General features: G+C 39.6%; 24 protein-coding genes. 23 read left to right on the forward strand and 1 reads right to left on the reverse strand.

The window, feature by feature from the left end; translation table 11 throughout:
* Positions 1–91: 91 nt before the first annotated feature.
* The 3 genes from RE409_RS09080 (at position 92) to RE409_RS09090 (ending at position 3,630) form a co-directional block, all read left to right on the forward strand.
* Positions 92–838, forward strand: coding sequence for a ClpP family protease (locus RE409_RS09080; RefSeq protein WP_180319959.1), 747 nt, complete (start codon positions 92–94; stop codon positions 836–838).
* Complete coding sequence (locus RE409_RS09085) at positions 835–1,062, forward strand: YlzJ-like family protein (protein ID WP_201181392.1); 228 nt, start codon at positions 835–837, stop codon at positions 1,060–1,062. The genes RE409_RS09080 and RE409_RS09085 overlap by 4 nt, the downstream gene beginning before the upstream one ends.
* Positions 1,063–1,299: 237 nt before the next feature.
* Positions 1,300–3,630, forward strand: a complete 2,331-nt coding sequence (locus tag RE409_RS09090; RefSeq protein WP_309558834.1) for a DNA translocase FtsK — start codon at positions 1,300–1,302, stop codon at positions 3,628–3,630.
* A gap of 32 nt (positions 3,631–3,662) precedes the next feature.
* Here RE409_RS09090 and RE409_RS09095 read toward each other — a convergent pair whose 3' ends face one another.
* A complete protein-coding gene (locus RE409_RS09095) occupies positions 3,663–3,962 on the reverse strand; it encodes a DUF6509 family protein (protein ID WP_098175318.1) in 300 nt (99 codons plus the stop codon).
* A 313-nt stretch (positions 3,963–4,275) separates the two neighbouring features.
* Here RE409_RS09095 and RE409_RS09100 point away from each other — a divergent pair, with 313 nt between their 5' ends.
* The 20 genes from RE409_RS09100 (at position 4,276) to RE409_RS09195 (ending at position 26,434) form a co-directional block, all read left to right on the forward strand.
* On the forward strand, positions 4,276–5,001 hold the full coding sequence (locus RE409_RS09100) for a GntR family transcriptional regulator (protein ID WP_201181386.1): 726 nt from the start codon (positions 4,276–4,278) through the stop codon (positions 4,999–5,001).
* Between the two features lie 160 nt (positions 5,002–5,161).
* Positions 5,162–6,253, forward strand: coding sequence for a BMP family lipoprotein (locus RE409_RS09105; RefSeq protein WP_053345382.1), 1,092 nt, complete (start codon positions 5,162–5,164; stop codon positions 6,251–6,253).
* A gap of 207 nt (positions 6,254–6,460) precedes the next feature.
* Positions 6,461–7,996: an ABC transporter ATP-binding protein gene (locus RE409_RS09110; protein WP_201181384.1), complete on the forward strand. Its 1,536-nt coding sequence runs from the start codon at positions 6,461–6,463 to the stop codon at positions 7,994–7,996.
* Complete coding sequence (locus RE409_RS09115; protein WP_056526880.1) at positions 7,989–9,032, forward strand: ABC transporter permease; 1,044 nt, start codon at positions 7,989–7,991, stop codon at positions 9,030–9,032. The genes RE409_RS09110 and RE409_RS09115 overlap by 8 nt, the downstream gene beginning before the upstream one ends.
* Complete coding sequence (locus tag RE409_RS09120; protein WP_201181383.1) at positions 9,033–9,992, forward strand: ABC transporter permease; 960 nt, start codon at positions 9,033–9,035, stop codon at positions 9,990–9,992.
* A 218-nt stretch (positions 9,993–10,210) separates the two neighbouring features.
* Positions 10,211–11,494 (forward strand): EF-P 5-aminopentanol modification-associated protein YfmF, encoded by a 1,284-nt coding sequence (yfmF, locus tag RE409_RS09125; RefSeq protein WP_309558835.1) that lies wholly within the window; start codon positions 10,211–10,213, stop codon positions 11,492–11,494.
* A complete protein-coding gene (yfmH, locus tag RE409_RS09130) occupies positions 11,494–12,780 on the forward strand; it encodes an EF-P 5-aminopentanol modification-associated protein YfmH (RefSeq protein WP_201181381.1) in 1,287 nt (428 codons plus the stop codon). The genes yfmF and yfmH overlap by 1 nt, the downstream gene beginning before the upstream one ends.
* Before the next feature lie 20 nt (positions 12,781–12,800).
* Entirely contained in the window at positions 12,801–13,526 is a 726-nt protein-coding gene (ymfI, locus tag RE409_RS09135; protein ID WP_201181380.1) for an elongation factor P 5-aminopentanone reductase, read from the forward strand.
* 80 nt (positions 13,527–13,606) lie between these two features.
* Positions 13,607–13,864: a DUF3243 domain-containing protein gene (locus RE409_RS09140; protein WP_201181379.1), complete on the forward strand. Its 258-nt coding sequence runs from the start codon at positions 13,607–13,609 to the stop codon at positions 13,862–13,864.
* Between the two features lie 241 nt (positions 13,865–14,105).
* On the forward strand, positions 14,106–14,897 hold the full coding sequence (locus RE409_RS09145; RefSeq protein ID WP_201181378.1) for a DUF3388 domain-containing protein: 792 nt from the start codon (positions 14,106–14,108) through the stop codon (positions 14,895–14,897).
* 8 nt (positions 14,898–14,905) lie between these two features.
* A complete protein-coding gene (locus RE409_RS09150; protein WP_309558836.1) occupies positions 14,906–15,811 on the forward strand; it encodes a helix-turn-helix domain-containing protein in 906 nt (301 codons plus the stop codon).
* 180 nt (positions 15,812–15,991) lie between these two features.
* Positions 15,992–16,576 (forward strand): CDP-diacylglycerol--glycerol-3-phosphate 3-phosphatidyltransferase, encoded by a 585-nt coding sequence (gene pgsA, locus RE409_RS09155; RefSeq protein WP_053345391.1) that lies wholly within the window; start codon positions 15,992–15,994, stop codon positions 16,574–16,576.
* 21 nt (positions 16,577–16,597) lie between these two features.
* Positions 16,598–17,830, forward strand: coding sequence for a competence/damage-inducible protein A (locus tag RE409_RS09160; protein WP_201181375.1), 1,233 nt, complete (start codon positions 16,598–16,600; stop codon positions 17,828–17,830).
* A gap of 347 nt (positions 17,831–18,177) precedes the next feature.
* Entirely contained in the window at positions 18,178–19,218 is a 1,041-nt protein-coding gene (gene recA / locus RE409_RS09165; protein ID WP_053345392.1) for a recombinase RecA, read from the forward strand.
* 365 nt (positions 19,219–19,583) lie between these two features.
* Positions 19,584–21,143: a ribonuclease Y gene (gene rny / locus RE409_RS09170; protein ID WP_053345393.1), complete on the forward strand. Its 1,560-nt coding sequence runs from the start codon at positions 19,584–19,586 to the stop codon at positions 21,141–21,143.
* A gap of 163 nt (positions 21,144–21,306) precedes the next feature.
* The gene (locus RE409_RS09175) at positions 21,307–22,104 is read left to right on the forward strand and encodes a TIGR00282 family metallophosphoesterase (RefSeq protein ID WP_201181374.1); all 798 of its coding nucleotides are present in this window, start codon (positions 21,307–21,309) and stop codon (positions 22,102–22,104) included.
* A gap of 182 nt (positions 22,105–22,286) precedes the next feature.
* On the forward strand, positions 22,287–22,547 hold the full coding sequence (gene spoVS / locus RE409_RS09180; protein WP_029281188.1) for a stage V sporulation protein SpoVS: 261 nt from the start codon (positions 22,287–22,289) through the stop codon (positions 22,545–22,547).
* Between the two features lie 135 nt (positions 22,548–22,682).
* Positions 22,683–23,603 (forward strand): dipeptidase, encoded by a 921-nt coding sequence (locus tag RE409_RS09185; protein ID WP_309558837.1) that lies wholly within the window; start codon positions 22,683–22,685, stop codon positions 23,601–23,603.
* A gap of 220 nt (positions 23,604–23,823) precedes the next feature.
* The gene (locus RE409_RS09190) at positions 23,824–25,581 is read left to right on the forward strand and encodes a 2-oxoacid:acceptor oxidoreductase subunit alpha (protein ID WP_056526902.1); all 1,758 of its coding nucleotides are present in this window, start codon (positions 23,824–23,826) and stop codon (positions 25,579–25,581) included.
* On the forward strand, positions 25,568–26,434 hold the full coding sequence (locus tag RE409_RS09195) for a 2-oxoacid:ferredoxin oxidoreductase subunit beta (protein WP_056526905.1): 867 nt from the start codon (positions 25,568–25,570) through the stop codon (positions 26,432–26,434). Before RE409_RS09190 ends, RE409_RS09195 begins: the two co-directional genes overlap by 14 nt.
* The last annotated feature ends 84 nt before the right edge of the window (positions 26,435–26,518 follow it).

Raw genomic sequence — 26,518 nt, forward strand, 5'->3', positions numbered from 1 at the left:
TTTTTATCTAAGTGAAACCTCTTTATCTTGAAGAATGAAGTCTGAGACTCGTGACATAATAAAGCTATAGGCTTTAGAGAAAGGGGTTGGCATAGTGGATAATGCACCATTACCAAATGAAAATGAAGGCCGGCAGGAAGGTAAAAATTCGACTTTGATTGAAAAAATCCAGCAGCTGGGAACTACAAACGTCCCGCAACTATCACAGGACTCAAAAATCCATTGTTTGACGATCATTGGACAAATTGAAGGACATATGCAGCTGCCGCCTCAGAATAAAACGACCAAATATGAACATGTTATTCCACAAATTGTGGCAATTGAACAAAATCCTAATATTGAGGGACTACTAGTTATTTTAAATACAGTAGGAGGAGACGTTGAAGCGGGACTAGCCATTGCAGAGATGTTGGCATCCCTATCCAAGCCGTCCGTGTCGATTGTACTTGGCGGGGGCCATTCTATTGGTGTTCCGATTGCTGTTTCCTGTGACCATTCCTATATAGCTGAAACAGCGACTATGACTATTCATCCTATACGTTTGACAGGTCTTGTCATAGGAGTGCCGCAAACCTTTGAGTACTTGGATAAAATGCAAGAACGAGTTATTAAATTTGTTACGAGGCATTCCAACGTCACGGAAGAAAGTTTTAAAGACCTAATGTTCGCTAAAGGAAATCTAACCCGAGATATTGGCACGAATGTGATTGGTGCCGAGGCGGTTGAAATTGGGATGATTGATGATGTTGGTGGAGTCGGTCAAGCCATGAGAAAACTAAATAGCTTTATGGATGAGAGAAGGCCAAAAATAGCAGGGGAAGAGGGGCTTCTACAATGACACTCTACACCATTGTTCCTGAAGAAATCATTTTCCCTCATCATCATGAGAAGACTGCGAATTTAATTGAAATGATATATAATGGGGTTCATGTGATGGTTGAACATGACGGAGGGAGAATGTTTCGTATCGATCGAATTGTGAGCACAAACCCTGAAGATTATATGAATGTTCACATTCAGCCGGGTGCTGTCATCAATGTTTTCGACCAGTTGAAAAGCTAGAAAAAACGCTAATATAGGTAAATTATGATATACTAAGAAAAAAATTGGCAGCCGCTTGGCTGCTTTATTCATTATATGAAAGAATTGTCATTATGAGTTGTAATTTAGCTGTATCAAGGGACAAGGTCATTTTTATTTGGTATAATTAGTGAGCGAACATTTGTTTTGTGAAGGGAAATCACTACAGGATGTTGAATAGGATGGAAAGAATAGTTTCATGAAGAATCAGGTGATGTTATGGCAAAGAAGAAACGCAGGAAAAAGAAAAGTACAGAGAAATTAAAAATTACGCTGAAATATGAATTAATTGGCTTGACTTTAATAGGGTTGGCAGTCATCGCAATTGCAAAGCTTGGGGCAGTTGGAAAAGGGACGGTCTTTTTAATCCGCTTCTTTATGGGAGAATGGTATATCCTCTTTTTACTGGGAGCGATTGCAGCCGGATTCTATTTGATGATTAAAAGAGAAGTCCCTTACTTGCTGAAACGACAATTAATAGGAATGTATTTCCTTGTCGCGAGCATGCTGTTACTTAGTCATGTAACTCTGTTTAATATGCTTGCAGATGGAGGCCCATTTACGAAGCCGAGCGTCATTTCGAATACATGGGAATTATTCTGGATGGAAGTGACCGGCAAGACAAGTACCAAGGATCTTGGCGGTGGAATGATCGGTGCGATTTTATTTGCTGCTTCTTATTTCTTATTTGATGAAGCGGGATCAAAAATAGTTTCATTCCTCTTTATCATTGTAGGGGGCGTGTTATTGACCGGCAAAACGTTAGGAGAAACTCTTGGTAAATTTTTCATGGGTATTGGCGGCTTTTTTATAAAGCAATGGTCCGCTTTCAGAGACGATATGAAAACATGGAATGATGACAAAAAAGAAAAGAAAAAAAATCCAGTTAAAAAGAAAAAACGTGAAAAAGAATCGGTGGAAGAAACAGTTCAGGCCATTCAGTCGGAAGATGAAACACAGCAAATGGCAACGGAACGGATCATTTCAAGCTTTGCTGATAAAGCCTATGGCGACGAACCGGAAGTACTTCCGGTTAAAGCGACACCTTCAGTTGAAAGTACAGAGGAGCAGGATGATGCTGTTCCGCCTATGAATTTTACAGAAATAGAAAATAAAGAATATCTTTTACCGCCGCTCTCTTTATTATTGCAGCCCAAAAAAACAGACCAAAGCGGGGAGTATCAATTAATCCATGAAAACGCGGCAAAGCTTGAACGCACTTTCCATAGCTTTGGAGTTAAAGCAAGGGTCACACAGGTTCATTTAGGCCCAGCTGTAACCAAATATGAAGTACATCCGGATGTGGGTGTCAAGGTCAGTAAAATTGTCAGCCTTTCCGATGATCTGGCCCTGGCTCTAGCAGCGAAAGATATCCGTATTGAAGCACCAATTCCCGGTAAATCGGCGATTGGAATAGAAGTCCCTAACTCCGAAGTGGCGATGGTGTCACTACGGGAAGTTTTAGAGGCGAAAGAAGTTGACAAGCCTGATGCGAAACTGCAAATCGGTTTAGGACGGAATATTTCGGGTGAAGCGGTTAAGGCGGAGCTTAATAAAATGCCGCATTTACTTGTAGCGGGAGCGACAGGCAGTGGGAAATCCGTTTGTATTAACGGTATTATCACGAGTATCTTGATGCGGGCAAAACCACATGAAGTGAAGATGATGATGATTGATCCTAAAATGGTGGAGCTTAATGTATATAATGGAATTCCCCATTTACTGGCCCCAGTTGTGACAAATCCCAAAAAAGCTGCTCAGGCTTTGCAAAAAGTGGTCAGTGAAATGGAACGTCGCTATGAGCTATTTTCCCATTCTGGTACGCGTAATATTGAAGGTTATAACGATTATATTAATCGGTATAATATTGAGGAAGATGCCAAGCAGCCGCTCCTGCCTTATATCGTAGTTATTGTGGATGAATTGGCTGACTTGATGATGGTCGCCTCAAATGATGTGGAGGATGCCATCACACGCCTTGCTCAAATGGCACGGGCTGCTGGTATCCATTTAATCATTGCCACTCAGCGGCCGTCTGTCGATGTTATAACAGGGGTCATAAAAGCGAACATCCCATCCCGGATTGCTTTTAGTGTATCATCGATGACAGATTCAAGAACAATTCTGGATATGGGGGGAGCCGAAAAACTGTTAGGACGAGGTGACATGCTATTCTTGCCTGCGGGAGCTTCGAAACCGGTTCGGGTCCAAGGTGCCTTTTTATCCGATCATGAAGTCGAGGAAGTCGTCACATATGTTATTTCGCAACAGAAAGCTCAGTATAATGAAGAAATGATTCCGGACGAAATACAAGAGACTTCTAGCGGTGAAGTCGAAGATAGTTTGTACGGGGATGCTGTGTCCTTAATTATAGAAATGCAGACGGCATCTGTCTCGATGCTGCAACGTCGTTTCCGGATTGGCTATACCCGTGCTGCCAGATTAATTGATGAAATGGAAGCAAGAGGAATTGTCGGTCCATATGAGGGCAGCAAACCACGAAATGTATTGTTATCTAAAGATGAACAGGATGAAGCTCATTTATCATAGGTAATTAAAAAACCGGGCAGGCGCCCGGTTTTTTAATTGATCATTGCTTCGTCTAAATGTTTAAGGCAGAAGTCAGAAATCATTGCTTCTTCCTCTTCCTCTAAATCAAAATCGAGTACTTCGTCGTTCCCTTTTTCATAAATATCATATTTAATCAGCTTGCCTACTTGTTCTTCAACAACAAATAGTACCCGGATATATAAACCATTCTCTGAAAAGAGCTCGTCTTCTTCCGGTACTTCAATATCCAAGAAATACTCGAAACGCTCTCCGGATAAAATCCCGAATGGATCATTCAATTTTTCAACGCTGTATTCTGTAATGTTTAACATCATGTGTTCATCCCTTCAAAGAAGATAAATACTATTATACAGGAAAAAAGTATCTTGAAAAGAAAGCTACCGATTTTCATTTTGCATTTATAAAAAAAATATTTTATCTGATTTAGGAGAATAATCGTACAACTTCTACGGCCTTTACTAGAGTAAAAGGCACAGGGGAGGGTAATTTATCCTAAATTCTTTTATGTTAAATAGTAAAACACTATTTATTTATATCGAAAAAAATGTTATATTATTTTCGATTAGTAGGAATGATTCAACATCAGAGGTCTGATGTCTTAAGAAACTAGCTGGGGGAAACTGTATGTCAATTAAATCAGATAGTCGACATTTATATTTGCAGGTCATTGATTACCTGAAGCAGGATATTGAAGCAGGAGTTTATCAGGAAAATGAAAAATTCCCTTCTGAATTTGATCTTGCAAAAAAACTGGGAGTGAGTAGGGCGACACTTCGAGAAGCGCTGCGGATTTTAGAAGAAGAAAACATTATCATTCGCCGCCATGGAGTTGGAACTTTTGTCAATCCAAAACCTCGGTTTACTTCTGGTATCGAGCAATTAAAAAGTGTCACGAACATGATTGAAGAGGCAGGGATGAAGCCGGGTACGATTTTCTTAAGCTCGACGGCTCAAGAACCTACAGACGAGGATATCCGCAGGTTTTCTTGTTCACCAGTTGAACGCATCGTGAGTATTGAACGTGTAAGAACAGCAGATGGCGAGCCGGTTATCTACTGTGTCGACAAAATTCCTGAATCAATTCTTTCAGAAAATTTTGACCGTAATGATGAGTCTCTTTTTGATATATTGGAAAGAGATGCGAATCGGAAAATTACGCATGCCGTAGCAGAAATTGAGCCGATCGGGTATCATGAGAAAGTTTCTCCTATCCTGAAATGTTCGTCAGAAGCCGCATTACTCGTTCTGAAGCAGATGCATTTGGATGATTGGGACCAGCCTATCCTATATTCTGTAAACTACTTTAAAGCCAATATGTTTAGTTTTCATGTTCTTCGGAAGCGAGTTTAGTTCAAAACTCTTACATACGGATGAATGCAAGCGTTTGTTTCGATTCTTAAAAATTGATCAAACGTATGTAAAAAAAATTTACCGAGATGTGAAAACGCAAACATGAATGACTTTTCAGAACATTCCTGCTGAAAAATTATAAATCTTAGGGGGTAAAAAATTGAAAAAGCGCAAATTAGGTCTAGCTCTTTCACTTGTTCTTGCTGCTGGTACGCTTTTAGGAGCATGTGGTAATTCAGAGAATGATGATAAAGAATCTTCAAATGGGAAAGAAAAGAAGGATAACTTCACAGTAGCTATGGTTACCGATACAGGCGGCGTCGATGATGAATCGTTCAACCAATCAGCTTGGAAGGGAATTCAGGAATTCGGTAAAGAAAATGATTTGGAAAAAGGTAAAGATGGATACAACTATCTTCAATCTAAATCGGATGCTGACTATGCTAAAAACTTGAATACGCTTGTTCGTGAAGATTACAAACTTATCTACGGTATCGGTTTCCTTTTAGCCGAGTCTGTTGGTGAAGTGGCTGACCAACGTCCAGATTCACAATTTGCTATTGTGGATACAGTTGTAGATAAAAAGAATGTAGCCAGCATTAATTTTAAAGAACAGCAAGGATCATTCCTTGTTGGTGTAATTGCCGGTCTACAAACGAAAACAAACAAAGTCGGTTTTATCGGTGGAGTTGAATCTGAATTAATCAAGAAATTCGAAATTGGCTTTAAGGCTGGGGTTTTATCTGTAAATCCGGATGCGAAGGTAGAAGTTAAATATGCCGGAGATTTCAATAAAGCTGACATCGGGAAATCTACTGCAGGATCTATGTATTCTTCAGGTATTGATATCATTTATCATGCTGCTGGCGGAACTGGAAAAGGTGTATTTACTGAGGCAGTCGAGCAAAAACAAAAAGATCCTAAGAGAGAAATTTATGTTATCGGTGTAGACAGTGACCAAGCTAAATTAGGAGCAGTTCCTGGAACAGACGACAACGTTACTTTAACTTCTATGATAAAACGTGTTGATGTTGCAGTTAAAGACCTTTCTACGAAAGCCAAAGAAGGAAACTTCCCAGGTGGAGAAGTTATCGAATACGGTATCAAAGAAAATGGTGTAGGCATTTCTGATACAAAAGATAACGTAACTGAAGAATCTTTAAAAGCGGTTGAAGAATGGACAGAGAAAATTAAATCAGGTGAATTCGTAGTTCCTGGTACGGATAAAGAATTCAAAAAACTTGGTTTATAAGCTGTGATTTTAGAGAGAGTAGGGAGGCATAATTGCCCTCTATTCTTTCTTTTCTACATATAGTTCCTGGAGACTGTAAAATATCGAATGAAAAACTATGATAGAATCGTAGTTTTTCATTTGGTTTTTTCAAAAAAACCAAATTGGTAAGGAACAGCAATTTTCTAATTAAGAATCATTTACACTCATTTTAGGAGTTGATAATACGTGGAATATGTAATTGAGATGCTCAATATCCGAAAGGAATTCCCAGGCATCGTCGCTAATGATAACGTAACCCTTCAAGTGAAAAAAGGGGAGATTCACGCATTATTAGGTGAAAATGGTGCGGGTAAATCTACATTGATGAATGTTTTATTCGGCCTATACCAGCCAGAGCAGGGAGAAATCCGTGTAAATGGCAAGCCAGTCAAGATTACCAGTCCGAACATTGCCAATGAATTAGGGATTGGGATGGTGCATCAGCATTTTATGCTTGTTGACCCTTTTACAGTAACAGAAAATATAATTTTAGGAAAAGAACCTTCCAAAGGAGGTAAAATCGACTTAAAAGAAGCGAGTGAGGAAGTTAGGAAACTATCAGAACAATATCAGCTTCGTGTCGACCCTTATGCAAAAATTGCAGATATTTCAATAGGGATGCAGCAGCGTGTCGAAATTCTAAAAACGCTATACCGTGGTGCAGAGATACTGATTTTCGATGAGCCAACAGCTGTGTTGACTCCTCAAGAGATTAAGGAACTGATTTTTATAATGAAGGCTTTGATCAAAGAGGGGAAATCAATCATTTTGATTACTCACAAACTTAAGGAAATTATGGAGGTTTGTGATCGGGTAACTGTCATCCGCAAGGGGCAGGGGATTGGGACAGTGAATGTCAATGAAACGAATCCTAACGAATTGGCCAGCTTAATGGTTGGTCGGGAAGTTCTATTTAAAACGGAAAAAACGGCAGCCTCCCCCTCTGATGTTGTTCTTGATGTTAGCGGACTAGAAGTCAAGGATTCACGGGGAGTTTCAGCTGTCCGGAACTTGGAATTAACGGTTCGTGCAGGGGAGATTGTCGGGATTGCCGGTGTAGATGGCAATGGTCAATCGGAATTAATTGAAGCATTAGCAGGCTTAAGGAAGACGACAGCAGGGTCCATAAAATTAAATGGGAAAGAAATTAGGAATCTAAAGCCGCGCAAAATTACTGAATCAGGCGTGGGTCATATTCCAGAAGACAGGCATAAGCATGGCTTAGTTCTCGATTATAGCATTGGAGAAAATATCGTCTTGCAAACATATTATCAAAAGCCCTATTCAAAAGCTGGTATTTTAAATTCAAAGAGAATCTTTGAAAAAGCGCGTTCATTGATTAAAAGTTACGATGTTCGGACTCCAAGTGAATATACGCCAGCTAGGGCCCTTTCTGGCGGGAATCAGCAAAAGGCAATCATAGGAAGGGAAGTTGATAGGAACCCAGATCTATTGATTGCCGCGCAGCCAACTCGCGGACTCGATGTTGGGGCGATTGAATTTATTCATAAACGCCTGATTGAACAGCGTGATGCAGGAAAAGCGGTACTCCTCATTTCATTTGAATTAGATGAAATCATGAATGTGAGCGATAAAATTGCCGTTATTTATGAAGGAGAAATCGTCGCCATTGTCAATCCTAAAGAAACGACTGAACAGGAGCTTGGTCTTCTTATGGCTGGCAGCAAGCGTATGGAAGCAGGTGGAAAACAAAATGTCTAAGTATTTTTCTAAATTAACAAGTCCAGTGATAGCGGTTATCCTTGGCTTAATTGTTGGGGCTATCATCATGTTAGTAAGTGGCTATGATCCAATTGCAGGGTATGGCTCCATGATTGGTGGAATTGTTGGAGATTCGTATTATGTAGGAGAATCCGTCAGGACAATTATTCCTTATATCCTCGCTGGTTTGGCGGTAGCCTTTGCTTTTCGTACTGGTCTGTTCAATATCGGAGTCGAAGGGCAATTAATTGTTGGTTGGCTGGCCGCAGTATGGGTAGGGATTGCCTTTGATCTTCCAAGAATTATCCATTTGCCATTAGCGATCTTAGCGGGAGCAGCTGCAGGTGCTTTGTGGGCATTTATTCCGGGATATTTAAAAGCTAAGTTTCGAGTACACGAAGTAATCGTTTCTATTATGCTGAACTATACAGCTTTATATGTAACGAATTATTTAATTCGGAATGTAATGACAGACAAGCTTGATAAAACTGAAAGAATTGCTGATACAGCATCACTACGGTCGCCTTTCTTTGAAAGCATTACGGATTTTTCCCGTATGCATTGGGGAATAGTCGTAGCTATTATTTGTGTAATCATCATGTGGTTCATTCTCGAAAGAACAAAAACGGGATTTGAACTGAAAGCGGTAGGATTCAATCAGCACGCATCAGAGTATGCAGGGATGAGCGTTAATAAAAACATCATTCTTTCCATGGTTATTTCTGGTGCATTTGCAGGCCTTGCTGGTGCCATGGAAGGCTTAGGAACCTTCGGTTATGCTGCGGTCAAAGGTGGATTTACAGGTATGGGCTTTGATGGGATTGCAGTAGCCTTACTAGGAGCAAATACGGCTATTGGAGTAGTTCTTGCTGCTTTATTATTTGGCGGTCTGAAGGCAGGGGCCTTAAATATGCCGCTCGAAACTGGCATACCAAGTGAAATTGTGGATATTGTCATAGCATTGATTATTTTCTTCGTCGCATCCAGTTATTTTATTCGTTGGATTGCCGCTCGATTTAAGAAAGGGGTGAAATAAGTGGATTTTTACCAAGTATTACAAATTATTATTCCATCTATGATTGCTCTAGCTGCTCCACTTATATTCACTTCACTCGGAGGAGTGTTTTCTGAACGAGCAGGTGTCATAAACATTGGTTTAGAAGGATTAATGGTCATTGGTGCTTTTACGGGAATTGTTTTTAACTTAATGTTTGCAGATGTTTTCGGGCAATGGACTCCATGGCTGGCTGTTTTAGCGGCAATGATTGCTGGATTGTTATTCTCAGTTCTTCATGCTGTGGCGTGTATAACTTTTAGAGCTGATCAAACGGTAAGTGGGGTTGCAATCAACTTATTGGCTGTAGGCCTCACTATGTTTTTAGTGAAGCTGATTTATGACAAAGGCCAAACAGATCGAATTACAGAAACATTCCCAAGGATTGATGTTCCTTTATTAAGTGATATTCCATTTATAGGTCCTATCCTTTTTTCAAATGGTTATTATATTGTCTATATAGCCATTTTGATATCTTTTGTCGTATGGTATGTACTTTATAAAACCCCATTTGGTTTAAGGATTCGTGCAGTAGGGGAGCATCCTATGGCTGCTGATACGATGGGTGTCAATGTTACGAAAATCCGCTATGCAGCGGTTCTGCTATCTGGTGCATTTGGCGGAATCGGCGGTGCGATTTATGCTACTATTTTTTCGAATGAATTTAATCATGCGACAATTAATGGTCAAGGATTTATGGCCATTGCCGCTATGATTTTCGGTAAATGGCATCCAATCGGTGCGATGGGGGCAGCGCTATTCTTTGGATTAGCCCAGAGTTTAAGCATTGTAGGATCGAGCCTTCCTTTCTTCAAGGACATCCCATCCGTTTACCTATTAATCGCGCCTTATGTACTAACAATCATAGCATTAACAGGCTTCATTGGCCGCGCAGATGCTCCAAAAGCTTCTGGCCAGCCATATATTAAAGGGAAAAGATAAGTTATTAACCGGTCCGCTTTATGTGCTGACCGGTTTTTCCTTGTGAAAGAGAGGAAAGATTTTAAGCAATATGTGGAGTCCTTGTTGAAATAAAAAAAATAGCTGTAACTTGCATGATTTTTCCTTTCGCATGTATATTTTAAGTAGATGTTTAAAAGGTTACCTATCTACAAACAATAAGCTAATAAAGTTGAATTATATATTGAGGAGGATTATTCATGTCTATTGCTTCCGATACAATTACGGAAAAAAGCGGCTACAGGCTTCACGTGGTCCGCACGGATAAATATAAAACGAATACTCTCGTTCTGAAAATGAAAGCACCGTTGACAAAAGAGAACGTTACATATCGTGCATTACTGCCATATGTGCTACAAAGCAATACAAGTAAATATCCTACAACACCCGAGCTTCGATCTTATCTTGATGATCTTTATGGAGCAGGGTTTTATGTCGATGTCGCTAAAAAAGGAGAATACCAAATCCTAAGCTTTACAATCGATATCGTCAATGAAAAATTTCTAAGTGACCCGACGCCGCTTCTTGAAAAGGCTTTTATGTTGTTATCCGAAGTGATATTTCATCCAAAGAAAAATGGTGAAGCCTTTGACCACAAAACGGTCTCTAATGAAATTCGGTCATTAAAACAGCGGATTCAATCAATTTCCGATGATAAAATGCGGTATTCTGCTACACGTCTTGTTGAAGAAATGTGCAAAAACGAACCATATGCTCTAGAAGCGAGCGGGAATCTACAAGACTTGGAGACGATTACCCCTGAGTCCCTTTTTACCTATTATAAAAAAGTATTAACTGAGGATGAAATTGATTTATATGTGATCGGAGATATCGACGAAGCAGAAGTTGAAGTCTTAGCTGACAAATATGTCTCCCTCCTTCCAGATCGTGTGGCGGCAAGGCTGCAGAGGGATACAGGTAAAGAAGTAGGTAAGGAAAAAGAAATCATTGAGAATTCTGACGTGAAACAAGGAAAATTGAATATAGGTTATCGAACCTATGTCGCGTATGGTGATCCGGATTATTATGCATTACAGCTATTCAATGGGATTTTTGGTGGCTTTTCACATTCAAAGCTTTTCATCAATGTCCGGGAGAAAGCTAGCCTTGCCTATTACGCAGCCTCTAGGCTCGAAAGCCATAAAGGCCTTCTAATGGTTATGGCAGGTATTGAAAATGCCAACTATAAGCAAGCACTAGATATTATTAATGAACAAATGAATGAAATGAAGCAAGGGAATTTTTCTGAAGAAGAACTGGCACAGACAAAAGCGGTCATTAAAAATCAACTTCTTGAAACCATTGACGTTTCGAGAGGTCTGGTCGAAATTTTATATCATAATGTGGTTTCCGGCCATGATATCTCACTCGACGAATGGTTTGCAAAAACAGAGCAGACGACAAAGGAAGAAATCGTCGCCGTTGGTCAAAAAATTCAGCTTGATACGATCTATTTCCTAACAGAAGCGGAGGTGCAAGGGTAATGGAGAAAATAGTATTTAGTCAATTGAAAGAAGAGCTTTTCCATGAAAAATTGGAGAATGGCCTTGAAGTATATATTCTCCCGAAAAAAGAGTTTAATAAATCCTTCGCGACGTTTACAACGAAGTATGGTTCAGTCGACAATCATTTTAAACCATTGAATCAAAAAGAATTCTCGAAGGTGCCTGATGGAATTGCACATTTTCTAGAACATAAGCTTTTTGAAAAAGAAGATGGTGATGTTTTTCAGCAATTCTCAAAGCAGGGAGCATCTGCAAATGCCTTCACTTCGTTTACCCGGACAGCTTATCTATTCTCAAGCACTTCCGACTTTGAAAGGAATTTAACGACGTTGATCGACTTTGTTCAGGACCCATATTTTTCGGAAAAGACTGTAGAGAAGGAAAAAGGAATCATTGGGCAGGAAATTAATATGTATGATGATAATTCTGATTGGCGATTATATTTCGGGACGATTGCAAACATGTATCATCAACATCCTGTGAAAATTGATATTGCCGGTACAGTGGAATCTATTGCTGGTATTACGAAAGACATGCTTTACGAATGTTATAATACGTTTTATCATCCAAGCAACATGCTGTTATTCGTTGTAGGCCCGGTTGATGCTGAAAGTACCATGAAGTTGATTCGGGATAATCAAAATAATAAAGAATATCAGGAACAGCCGGAAGTAGAGCGTAAATTTGAAGCAGAGCCGGAAACGGTTGCTAAAGATAAGGAAATATTAAAAATGAATGTTCAGACACCGAAAGTGATGGTGGGAATCAAGGCTACCGATGTTTATCAATCCGGTGTACAACTATTGAAAAGGGAGTTGGCGACCAATATTTATTTAGAAATGTTGTTCGGCAAAAGTTCTCCTCTGCACGAAACAATGTACGAGAAGGGTTTGATTGATCAAAGCTTCTCTTATGACTATACGCAGGAACAAGGTTTTGGGTTTGCATTAATTGGCGGGGATAGTACAAAACCTGAAGAACTAACAGAGTCTTTATTGGAAATTCTGCAAAAGTCCAAATCTGGAACCGGCTTGAGTGAAGAAAGCCTGCAGAGGACGATTAAGAAGAAAATCGGTTCTTTCCTTCGTTCTCTGAATTCACCGGAATATATTGCGAATCAATTCACCCGATATGCTTTCAATGATATGAACTTGTTTGATGTGGTATCGGTATTGGAAAAACTTACGATTGAAGATATAGGGAAGGTCGCCAAGGAATTTATATCCGATGAACGGATGACAGTCTGTCATGTACTTCCAAAATAATATATAAAGGGGGCGTAAATGTGGGGAAGCGTTTTGCCCTTATTACGGGAGCTAGTGGAGGAATCGGCAGGGAAATTGCTTTAAAGCTCGCCGAGGAGAACTATTCACTTTATCTACATTACAACAGCAACGAGGAAGCGATTCTGAAGTTGATTGAAGAGCTTAAACAATATCAGGTTGAACTTATTCCGATTCAAGCAGATTTAGCCGCAGCGGACGGATACAAGAAACTGGCGCAAAATATTTTTGCCCTTCATGCCATCGTTCTTAATAGTGGCAATAGCTATTATGGACTCATATCCGACATGGATGAGCAAATCGTTAATGAAATGGTTCAGTTGCATGTAACGAGTCCTTTCCAATTATCAAAGGAACTACTTCCGAAATTAATGTATCAAGAACAGGCTGCCATCGTGGCCGTCACATCCATTTGGGGACAGACGGGTGCATCTTGTGAAGTGCTATATTCAATGGTCAAGGGCAGTCAAAATGCTTTTATCAAGGCGTTAAGCAAAGAGGTATCCCTTAATGGAATTAGGGTCAATGCAGTTGCTCCCGGGGCGATTTCCACTTCTATGCTTGAGTCTTTCAGTGCCGAAGACTTGGAAATCATAAAAGGCGATATTCCTATGGGACGTATGGGTAGTTCGAAGGAAGTAGCCGAGGCCGTGTTTTATTTACTGTCTGACAAGGCCTCTTATATAACCGGGCAAATCTTAGGAGTAAACGGTGGCTGGTACACCTGATTTTTTTAATACTATGTATAATTCTTTCGTTTCCTTCACAAAATATCTATGTACTATTTTGAAGGAAAGGGTGACCATTCATGTCTGTACTAGACAATTGGGATCAATGGAAAAATTTCTTAGGCGACAGATTAAATCAAGGTGAACAACAAGGTTTGTCAGAAGGTGCTGTTAACAACTTAGCTTTCGAAATTGGTGATTACCTTGCTCAGCAGGTTGATCCTAAAAACGATCAAGAGAAAGTACTTGCTGACCTTTGGTCGGTTGCAAGCGATGATGAAAAACATGCCATGGCAAGCGTTATGGTCAAGTTAGTTGGAAACAATGGAACAAAGTAAATTTTCAAGCCAAAGGCCCTGTTATTTAAATAACAGGGCCTTTGGCTTGAAGATAACTACCTGATCTATCCTCTAATATAAAAATGAACACTTTTATAGGGTTTTTCCTTTTAACTTATCACGAAATACTATATTATAGAAGCTAGACAATAATAATTAATGGTTACAGACCTTGAAATTTACGATGGATAAGTTTTGCTCGAATGTTGGGTAAAAGCTTCTAGGCTTAAGGAGTGTTATCGTGGAGAAAAAAGAATGGTATTTTGAATATGAAATTCAAGTCAACCGTCCAGGTTTATTGGGGGATATTTCATCCCTGCTGGGTATGCTATCCATCAATATCATCACTATTAACGGTGTCGATGAAGGTAGGCGAGGTTTACTTCTAATGGCAGAAGATAGCCGGAATATAGAAAGATTCGAATCAATCCTCCATACGATGGATACGATAAAGGTCATTAAGCTTAGGGAACCTAAATTACGTGATCGTCTTGCTGTCAGGCATGGGCGTTATATTCAGCGCGATGCTGATGAAAAAAACACGTTCAGGTTTGTACGTGATGAACTAGGGTTGCTTGTCGATTTCTTGGCCGAGTTATTTAAACAAGAAGGTCATAAGTTAATCGGGATTCGAGGCATGCCCCGCGTAGGGAAAACCGAATCTATCGTAGCCTCGAGTGTATGTGCTAATAAAAGATGGTTATTTGTGTCATCCACCCTTTTAAAGCAGACTATCCGCAGTCAGCTTATTGAAGATGAATATAACAATGATAATTTGTTTATTTTAGATGGGATTGTTTCAACTCGCCGTGCAAATGAGCGTCATTGGCAGCTAATCCGCGAAATCATGAGGCTTGATGCTGTCAAAGTCATCGAACATCCTGACGTTTTTGTACAAAATACGGAGTATACTCTCGAAGACTTTGATTATATTATTGAATTGCGAAACAATCCAGATGAAGAAATAACATATGAAGTTGTCGACCAAAAAGACCAGTTTTCAGGGTCGGAATTTGGTTCCTTTGACTTTTAAAATGGCAGGTGTTTTATTTGACTGAGTTAGGTAATCGATTAAAGGAAGCTAGGGAAGCCAAAGGGCTTAGCTTAGAAGATTTACAAGAATTAACGAAGATTCAAAAGCGTTACCTCATTGGAATTGAAGAGGGCAATTACAGTATGATGCCTGGAAAGTTTTATGTACGGGCATTCATTAAGCAATATTGTGAAGCGGTCGGACTGGATTCAGAAGAGATTTTTGAACAGTACAAGAGTGAAGTGCCTTCAGTTTATAGTGATGAACTACCTGAACAACTTTCGAGGGTCCAATCCCGGAAAACGATTCCTGCTGGGGACTCCAAAGTTGTAGAAATGTTACCTAAAATCCTGGTTGCCGTTTTAGTTATCGGTGTTGCTATTTTAATTTGGGTGCTAGTATCCAGTAATATGAGTAAGCCTGATAGTGACGATAAAAAGAACGATAAACAGAATGAAGTGGGATACAATAAAAGTGATGAGTTTAATAATAAAGAACAAGAGAAAGCAGACAAAAAGCAAGATGAAAAGAAAGAAGATACATCTGACAAGAAAGATGATGCAGATGACACTGTAGATGAAAAGACACAGCAGGAACTTGCCGTTGTCAGCACTAGCGGTAAAAATAGTACGTATGAATTGAAAAATACAGATACCTTTAAATTAAAGGTGACTTCTAAAGGCTCACCGTGGGTTGGCATTAATAACGGAGAAGGGAAATTACTATTCCAGGGCACAATTAATAAAAACGAAAGCCAGGAAATTGATTTCACTAATGAAAAAGAAGCTGTCATTAATGTAGGTAGAGCGTATGAAACTGAAATTTTTGTGAATGATGAGAAGCTGGAGTATTCCATTTCGCCGACTGAAATGGCTACGCAATTGGTTACGATACAATTTACGAAAGCCGAATAGTCATCTTTAGATGACTATTTTTCTCTTTATATTTCAAAGGTTGAAAATGGTTTGCCCGGCATATAACATTGGCTTTTGAGTTAAATTATACATAGGAAATATCTTGGCCTTAGGCCTCATATTATTTAGATTGAAAACGCATTGCCCAAAAAGCAGGCGTAAATTTTGGAGGTTAAAAGTTTGAATCTGCCTAATAAGATTACAGTAGCAAGAATCTGTTTAATACCAGTTTTTTTAATCATCATGCTCGTACCTTTTTCATGGGGGACGCTTACCTGGGGAGAGTACAAATTACCAGTTGCGCATTTAGCGGGAGCTATTCTCTTTATTATCGCTTCTACTACGGATTGGATTGATGGTCATTTTGCCAGAAAATATAATATGATTACTGATTTAGGGAAATTTTTAGATCCATTGGCTGATAAACTTCTGGTTTCGGCTGCATTAATTGTATTGGTTGATCTAGATTTAATGTACGATCAGTCTTGGATTGCTATCGTTATCATTAGCCGTGAATTTGCTGTGACTGGATTACGATTGGTATTAGCTGGTACAGGGGAAGTAGTTGCAGCGAACCAGCTTGGTAAAATCAAAACATGGGCACAAATAGTAGCTATTTCAGCATTATTGTTGCATAACCTACCATTTGCCCTCATTTCGCTGCCGTTTGCTAATATCACTTTATGGATTGCATTAATCTTTACGATATGGTCTGGTTTGGATTATTTTATAAAAAACAAAGAGGTATTTGTTAATTCTAAGTAAACGAATGGGTGGTTTGAAAATATGGATGCAGAAATCATTGCAGTAGGCTCTGAACTTCTTTTGGGACAAATTAATAACACAAATGGAAGATTTTTATCACAACAGTTTGCCGAAATGGGTGTCAATGTTTTTTACCATACTGTCGTCGGAGATAATGACCGACGATTACAACAAGCCATAGAAATCGCAGAATCCCGGGCAAACTTGATTGTATTTACCGGTGGACTTGGTCCTACTAAAGATGATTTAACGAAGGAAACGATCGCTCGCCATATAGGAAAAAAACTCGTTTTTAATGATGAAGCACTTCAATCCATTGAAGCGTACTTTGAAAAACGCGGCCGGACGATGACGGAGAACAACAAAAAGCAGGCTCTCGTCTTAGAAGGCAGCGAGGTCTTGGCAAACGATCATGGCATGGCTCCGGGGATGATCTTGGCGAAATCCGGAATCACGTATATGTTGCTTCCTGGTCCTCCGAGTGAAATGGAACCAATGTTTTTAAGCTATGGTTATGAATCGATTATGAATAAACTTGAAAAGCATGAACGGATCGACTCCAAGGTTCTTCGGTTTTACGGGATAGGGGAAGCTGAACTGGAAACAGTGATTGAAGATCTTCTTGTCAATCAAACGAATCCCACAATCGCTCCACTGGCTGCTGAAGGGGAAGTAACGTTAAGGATTACCGCTAAAGACTCTTCTAAAGAAAAATGTGAGGAGCTTATTTTAGAAGCGGAAAAAGAAATTTTAAACAGGGTCGGCAAGTTTTATTATGGAAGTGATAATACTTCGCTCATAAAAGAACTTGTTAAAGAATTAACGGTCCGAAAGCTTTCAATAGCGGCAGCGGAAAGCTTGACCGGCGGTATGTTTCAAGAGCAACTTACAACGATACCAGGCGCCGGAAAAGTGTTCAAGGGTGGTATTGTCAGTTATACAAATGATGCGAAGTCGAATGTTTTGGGCATCAGTGACGCGACAATCTCGAAAAATGGCGTAGTCAGTGGTGAGTGTGCAATGGAAATGGCTTCTAATGCCCGGGAAAAGTTCGATGCGGATGTAGGTATCAGTTTTACGGGTGTTGCAGGGCCTGATGAACAAGAAGGCAAGCCAGTAGGTACGGTCTTCATTGGAATTTCTTACCGTGATGGAGACACTCACTTTAAAGAATTGAGTTTATCTGGAAGCAGGGCGCAAATCCGTGTTCGTAGCGTGAAGTACGGCTGTCATTATTTATTAAGAGACTTATAAAAGACGAAGCAGAGCTTTTTAAAGGCTCTGTTTTTGTTTGATTTAAGAAGTTTCTTTCATGTAAAAAAAGGGAAAAGAAAAAACAGTTAATTCTATAAAAATGCTTTTTCAAAGACGTTATTGAATGAAAATGATGATTTTCTTCAGGAGAAATACTTTTTTGTAAAGAATATTCCAATGGAAAAAAACGAATGAATGTTCGACTTTTTGCTTGGCAAAATAGTAAAAAGAGTATATAGTAAAGATAGGTTTTGAGACAAGATACAAACCTTGTTCTCAAATAATTGCTTACGTAAGAACATCTTTAATCGGACAGCCGATTATTTGAATATAGAGGAGGAAATTGAGTGAGTGATCGTCAAGCGGCTTTAGATATGGCGTTAAAACAAATTGAAAAACAATTTGGTAAAGGTTCTATTATGAAACTTGGAGAACAGTCTGATCGAAGAATCTCAACGATTTCAAGCGGTTCTTTAGCATTGGACGTAGCATTGGGAGTAGGCGGATACCCAAGAGGTCGGGTCATTGAGATATACGGACCTGAAAGCTCAGGTAAAACGACTGTTGCATTGCATGCAATTGCAGAAGTACAAAAGACTGGAGGCACGGCTGCATTCATTGATGCTGAGCATGCTTTAGATCCAGCATATTCAGAAAAACTTGGTGTGAATATTGATGAGTTACTGCTTTCTCAGCCTGATACGGGTGAACAAGCACTTGAGATTGCTGAGGCGTTAGTGCGAAGCGGCGCGGTAGATATCATTGTTATCGACTCCGTAGCGGCTCTTGTTCCAAAAGCTGAAATCGAAGGTGAAATGGGAGATTCCCATATGGGTCTTCAAGCCCGGATGATGTCACAGGCGCTTAGAAAGCTGTCTGGTGCCATTAATAAATCAAATACCATTGCTATATTCATTAACCAAATCCGTGAAAAAATCGGGGTTATGTTCGGGAATCCAGAAACGACTCCAGGTGGCCGTGCATTGAAATTCTATTCAACTGTTCGCCTTGAAGTACGTCGTGCTGAACAATTGAAACAAGGTAATGAAATTGTCGGTAATAAAACCAAAATTAAAATCGTAAAAAATAAGGTAGCTCCCCCATTCCGTCAAGCAGAAGTCGACATTATGTATGGTCAAGGGATTTCTCAGGAAGGTGAAATCATTGATATGGGTGCAGATCTTGATATTGTCCTTAAAAGCGGCTCTTGGTATTCATACAATGAAGAGCGTGTCGGACAAGGACGGGAAAATGCGAAAATGTTCTTGAAAGAAAATCAGGATATTGCTCTGGAAATTTCACAGAAAATCAGAGATCATTATAACCTTGATGGAGAGCATGAACTACCAGAAGAGACAGAAGAGGAACATTTTGAATTACTTGATTAATGATAGAAAAAGACCTAAGCTTGTTTGCTTAGGTCTTTTTCTATATCTTGTGAAGTCAAGTAAAATGAAAAAAGTACAAAATTTTCAGCGAATTTATCGGTCGTGAAAACAGGTTTACAGTCTTTTTCCATAATAATGTTGTACAGAATAGCGATTGATATTAATAAAACTTGAATAATCATTGATACATAAGGGACAAACGCTTGACAATAAAAATTCTCAACTATACAATTAATATGTATATTTTACAATTTTTCAAACTAAAATTTTGAAAATTAAGTGCTGTATATTGAATTTATGTGCAATGTACTTGCCGACAGTTCAACATTTTATGTAAAAAGTTCATAGCAAGGGGAGGTGAAACGATGGAACCCATGACAATCATCTTCACTTTGCTTGGCCTAATCGTCGGTGCAGTTGTTGGTTATTTTATTCACAAATCAAAATTTGAGAGTAAAATAGCAGGGGCAAAGGGCTCTGCAGAACAAATCCTTGAGGATGCAAAACGTGAAGCGGATGCTCTTAAGAAAGAAGCCTTGTTGGAAGCAAAAGATGAAATTCATAAAGTTCGCTCTGATTCTGATCGAGAATCTCGTGAAAGAAGAAGCGAATTACAAAAACAAGAAAATCGGTTATTGCAAAGAGAAGAGAATCTTGACCGGAAGGATGAAACGTTAGACAAACGTGAAAGCCTTTTGGAGAAAAAAGAGGATTCTCTAAACCAAAGACAACAGCATATTGAAGAGATGGAAAGCAAAGTGGACGAGATGGTTCGTAAGCAGCAAACAGAGCTTGAACGTGTTTCCGGCTTAACTCGTGAAGAAGCTAAAGCAATCATTATAGACCGAATGGAAAACGAGCTTGCTCACGATGTAGCGCTTATGATTAAAGAAAGTGATACCCGTGCCAAAGAAGAAGCTGATAAAAAAGCAAAAGAAATTCTTTCTCTTGCCATTCAGCGTTGTGCGGCTGATCATGTCGCAGAAACCACCGTTTCTGTAGTAAATCTTCCAAACGATGAAATGAAAGGCCGGATTATCGGACGTGAAGGCCGAAATATCCGGACATTAGAAACGCTAACAGGTATTGACCTTATTATTGATGATACTCCTGAAGCTGTCATTTTATCTGGATTCGATCCAATCAGACGGGAAACGGCACGCTTGGCTCTTGAAAAACTAGTTCAGGACGGTCGGATTCACCCTGCACGTATTGAAGAAATGGTTGACAAAGCAAGACGTGAGGTAGATGAACATATTCGTGAAATTGGTGAACAAACAACATTTGAAGTTGGTGTTCACGGGCTCCATCCAGATCTCATCAAAATACTCGGTCGTTTGAAATTCCGTACCAGTTACGGTCAAAACGTGCTGAAGCATTCAATTGAAGTGGCCCAGCTTTCAGGGTTGCTTGCTGCTGAGCTTGGTGAGGATGAAGTTCTTGCCCGCCGTGCAGGTTTATTGCATGATATAGGGAAAGCAATTGATCATGAAGTAGAAGGCAGTCACGTTGAAATTGGCGTGGAATTGGCAACCAAGTATAAAGAGCATCCAACTGTCATCAACAGCATCGCTTCACATCATGGTGATACAGAACCAACTTCCATTATTTCAGTGCTTGTGGCAGCCGCTGATGCGTTATCAGCTGCAAGACCAGGTGCAAGAAGTGAAACGCTGGAAAATTACATTAGAAGACTCGAAAAACTTGAAGAGATTTCCGAATCCTATGATGGAGTGGAAAAATCATTTGCAATTCAAGCCGGACGTGAAGTGCGGATTCTAGTGAAACCAGAACAAATAGATGATCTTTCGGCACATCGACTCGCACGTGATATCCGGAAAAGGATTGAAGAAGAGCTCGATTACCCAGGTCATATAAAAGTAACGGTTATCCGTGAAACAAGAGCAGTAGAATATGCCAAATAATATTTGGTAATGAAAACGAAGTGGTGAAAACCACTTCGTTTTCATTTTGCTTATAAAGAGCTATTATGGGGTGTTTTTACAAAATTATAATTCCATATTATGTTACAATACATACATTGAATATTCTTATCATTAGAAATGTGGATTTAGAAAGGGTTTTACTATGAAATTGCTATTTATTGGAGATGTTGTAGGGTCTCCTGGCCGTGATATGGTCCAAGAATACCTTCCAAAATTAAAAGAAAAGTATAGACCGCATATCACGGTTATTAATGGGGAAAATGCTGCAGGTGGCAGGGGGATTACGGAAAAGATTTACCGTAGTTTTCTACAGTGGGGAGCACAGGCAGTAACGATGGGGAACCATACATGGGATAATCGCGATATTTTCAATTTTATTGATGAAGCGAAATATCTCGTCCGTCCAGCGAATTTTCCAGAGGGAACTCCCGGAGAAGGAATAAAATTTATTAAATTGAACCAGCAGGAAATTGCGGTCATAAATTTGCAAGCGAGGACATTCATGCCTGATTTGGATTGTCCGTTCAAAAAAGCGGAAGAACTCGTGTTGGAGGCTCAAAAAAGGACACCAATCATCTTTGTCGATTTTCATGGTGAGGCTACAAGTGAAAAGCAGGCGATGGGTTGGTTCTTAGATGGAAAAGTGACAGCCGTTGTAGGTACACACACACATGTCCAGACAGCCGATAACCGGGTTTTACCCGAAGGGACCGCTTATATATCAGATGTAGGTATGACAGGCCCGTATGATGGCATTCTCGGCATGGAGAGAGGGGCAGTCATCCATCGCTTCTTGACCAGCCTTCCTGTTCGTTTCGAAGTACCTAAAGAAGGGCGTACCCTATTAAGTGCTGTGCTCATAGATATTGATGATAAGACGGGCATGGCTAAAAAAATAGACCGAATACTCATCAATGAAGATCATCCGCTTTACACATGAATTGAATGGACAGACAGTCAAATGACTGATTGTCCATTTTTTTATTCAATAAAAAATTGATTGGTGGACAATCCCTGTTTTCTTTGTCATACAAGTTTTACTTCCTGAATATAGTAGCAGTGGAAAGTGTTATAACTATTGAGCCAAGTTATAATCGGCAGGGAAAACAAGGAGGACTAGGAATGGAAATATTAAAGGTTTCAGCAAAATCTAATCCTAATTCTGTAGCAGGCGCACTAGCGGGAGTGCTCAGAGAAAGAGGAGCAGCCGAAATTCAAGCAATCGGTGCAGGTGCGTTAAATCAAGCCGTCAAGGCAGTAGCAATCGCAAGAGGGTTTGTCGCACCTAGTGGAGTTGACTTGATTTGTATTCCTGCCTTTACAGATATACTTATTGATGGCGAAGAGAGAACGGCGATTAAGCTAATCATTGAACCAAGATAATTTCATATGTGGGTGCCTGTTTGTCGGCTGGCGAGCAGGTTCTTTTTTGTACTAAAATTCAAATGACGAAAAACCTTAGCCATTTTATAATAGATCATATTAGCTATGAAAGTTAAGCAAGGGAGGAGGATCATTTTGGCGATTTTTGATGCGCATTGTGATGTGTTAATGAAGATGTTTATAGATCCAGATATTTCTTTTTTGGACAGTGAAAAGTTACATATAACAAAACGGGGATTATTGGATGCAGGAGGAAAGGTCCAATGTTTTGCAATTTATATTCCAGAAAAAGTCCACCCAGATATGAGATTTCAGGCAGCCTTAGCGATGGTTGATATTTTTCATGAAAAGATTTTATCAGAGCCGGAAATGAAATTTATACGGAGCAAGACTGACATCGATAATCTAAAAGAAAAAGAAATCGGTGCTATGCTTACATTGGAAGGCTGCGATTGTATTGGAAATGATTTATTAAAGCTAAAAACACTTCTCCATCTTGGTGTTTCTTCAGTAGGGCTAACATGGAATTATGCCAACCTTGTGGCTGATGGAGCATTAGAAACAAGAGGAAGTGGGTTGACACGATTTGGAACAGAGGTTGTGACCTTATTAAATGAGCAATCGATTTGGTGTGATTTATCCCATTTATCTGAAGCTGGTTTTTGGGACACATTAAAAAGAGCGGATTTTCCAATTGCATCCCATTCGAATGCTAATAATTTATGTTCGCATCCGCGGAATTTAAAAGACAGCCAGATAAAAGCCCTTTTACAAAAAAATGGCGTGATAGGGGTAACCTTTGTTCCACAATTCCTATCCAGTGGTTATTCGGCTTCAATAAAAGATATCCTGAACCATATAGACCATATATGCAGTTTGGGCGGGGAAAAACAAATTGGGTTTGGGTCTGACTTCGATGGAATAGAACATATGGTAGACAAATTAGCATCCTTTAATGATTATCATAACTTAATCAATGAGCTGAATAGGCTTTATTCTGCTGAGTTTGTAAAAGGACTCCTTTTTGAGAATTTCACTCGGAATTTTCCACGTTAAAAGGTGATAAATTTAATTCTGACTATATAGATATGAATAAATATTCTGAAAATATAAAAAATGGAGGCAAAAAGGTTGCAATTTAATGATTTAACCGATAGAATTGAAAGCGTTTAGTACACCTTTCCTAAATAGAACGATTTATATACATAGTCTAATGTTCTGGCGAGAGGTGCGGTTAAATGCATTTATATACGAACGTTCTAAAGGAGTGTAAGACATGATCAATCAACTTTCATGGAAAGTTGGCGGACAACAAGGTGAAGGTATTGAAAGTACAGGAGAAATATTCTGTATTGCCCTCAATCGCTTAGGTTATTACTTGTATGGCTACCGTCATTTCTCATCCCGAATTAAGGGAGGACACACGAATAACAAAATTCGTGTAAGTACTACCGAAACTCGTGCTATCTCTGATGATTTAGACATCTTAGTTGCTTTTGACCAAGAAACAATTGACGTCAATTATAAAGAATTACATGAAGGTGGCATCATAATCGCTGATGCAAAATTCAAACCTGTCTGCCCAGAAGATACAAAGGCAGAATTATATATTGTTCCATTTACGGAAATCGCTGCAGAATTAGGCACATCATTAATGAAAAACATGGTGGCTATCGGTGCGACATGTGCTGTACTTGGTATGGAAATTTCCGTATTCAACGATGTTGTTGATGAAATCTTCGGTCGTAAAGGCGAAGAAATCGTTAAAAAGAATATGGATGCCATTACTGCTGGCTACAAAGCCATGGAAGTACTGCTTGGAGAAAAGCTTGGCGCAATGGAGCTAGAAAAAGCAGACGGACAGAAACGTTTATTCATGATCGGAAACGATGCTATCGCTCTAGGAGCTGTTGCAGGCGGATGTCGCTTCATGGCAGCATACCCAATTACTCCTGCCTCTGAAATTATGGAATATCTAATCAAAAAACTTCCACAATTGGGCGGTACTGTCATTCAGACAGAAGATGAAATAGCTGCAGCCACAATGGCAATCGGTGCAAACTACGGTGGTGTTCGTGCTATCACAGCTTCTGCTGGTCCAGGACTTTCCTTAAAAATGGAGGCAATTGGCTTAGCGGGTATTACCGAGACGCCTATTGTCATTGTTGATACACAACGTGGCGGTCCTTCTACTGGACTTCCTACGAAACAAGAGCAATCTGATTTAATGGCCATGATTTATGGTACACACGGTGAAATCCCAAAAATCGTCATGGCCCCAAGTACTGTTGAAGAAGCATTTTATGATACGGCAGAAGCGTTCAATCTCGCGGAGGAATATCAATGTCCGGTTATCATTTTATCCGACTTACAGCTATCGCTAGGTAAACAAACGGTTCAGCCGCTTGATTACAGCAAAGTAGAGATCAGACGCGGTAAATTGGTAGATTTTGAAATTGAAGAACCAGAAAATAAATCATACTTCAAGCGTTATAAAGTAACGGAAGACGGCGTTTCACCTCGTGTTGTTCCTGGTATGAAAAATGGAATTCACCATGTTACTGGTGTTGAACATGATGAGACAGGGAGACCTTCTGAGACTGCTGTGAATCGAAAAGCGCAGATGGATAAACGGATGCGTAAGCTGAATAATTTAGCTAACACATTCCATACACCTGTATACAAAAACACACCGCATGAAGAAGCGGATTTACTAATTCTTGGTTTTAACTCTACCCGTGGTACGATTGATGAAGCAATTGGTAGACTAGAAACGGATGGGGTAAAAGTGAATCATGCGCAAATTCGTTTGATTCATCCGTTCCCAACCGATGAAGTTCTATCTTTAGTACAATCGGCTAAGAAAGTAGTAGTAATCGAAAATAATGCGACTGGACAATTGGCTAATATTATCAAGATGAATGTCGGACATGTTAATAAAATTAAAAGCATCCTAAAATATGATGGCAACCCATTCCTCCCGCATGAAATTCACACACAATGCAAGGAGATGTTCGAATATGGCAACGTTTAAAGAGTTTCGTAATGATGTTAAACCTAACTGGTGTCCTGGCTGTGGAGATTTCTCCGTTCAGGCTGCCATGCAGCGTGCGGCAGCCAATGTAGGATTGGAGCCGGAAAACTTAGCTGTTGTTTCTGGTATCGGCTGTTCAGGACGTATTTCCGGTTACATCAAGTCATATGGCTTCCACGGAATTCATGGCCGCTCTCTGCCGATTGCCCAAGGAGTGAAAATGGCCAACCGTGAATTGACCGTAATAGCTTCAGGAGGAGACGGAGACGGTTTTGCAATCGGGATGGGACATACTATTCATGCAATCCGTCGTAATATCGATATAACGTATATTGTAATGGATAACCAAATTTATGGCTTGACAAAAGGTCAGACTTCTCCGCGATCAGCTGTTGGATTTAAGACAAAATCCACTCCTGAAGGATCAATCGAGCAGGCTGTCTCACCAATGGAATTAGCGTTATCGGCTGGTGCTACATTTGTTGCACAAAGCTTTTCGACTGACTTAAAAGACTTGACTGCTATCATTGAAGCAGGGATCAATCATAAAGGGTTCTCCTTTATCAATGTTTTCTCTCCATGCGTAACATATAACAAGATTAATACGTACGATTGGTTCAAACAAAACTTAACAAAATTAAACACGATTGAAGGATATGATTCTTCAAATAAAGAACAGGCCATGCAAACATTAATGAAGCATGACAGCCTTGTGACAGGGATTATTTATCAAGATTCTTCACGCCCTTCTTATCAGGAGTTAGTACCAGGATATGCAGAAAAAGCGTTAAATAAATCTGATCTAACTCTAGATCAAGCTCATTTTGATAAACTTGTTGCAGAATTTATGTAAAAGTGAAAAGGTTCACCCCTATAGATGGGGTGAACCTTTTTTGTGAAAAATTAAGCGCTCCAGTAATTATGCCTCATGCTAGAA

Origin of the sequence: Peribacillus sp. R9-11 (genome assembly GCF_031345095.1) — a bacterium.
Taxonomy (GTDB): domain Bacteria; phylum Bacillota; class Bacilli; order Bacillales; family DSM-1321; genus Peribacillus; species Peribacillus butanolivorans.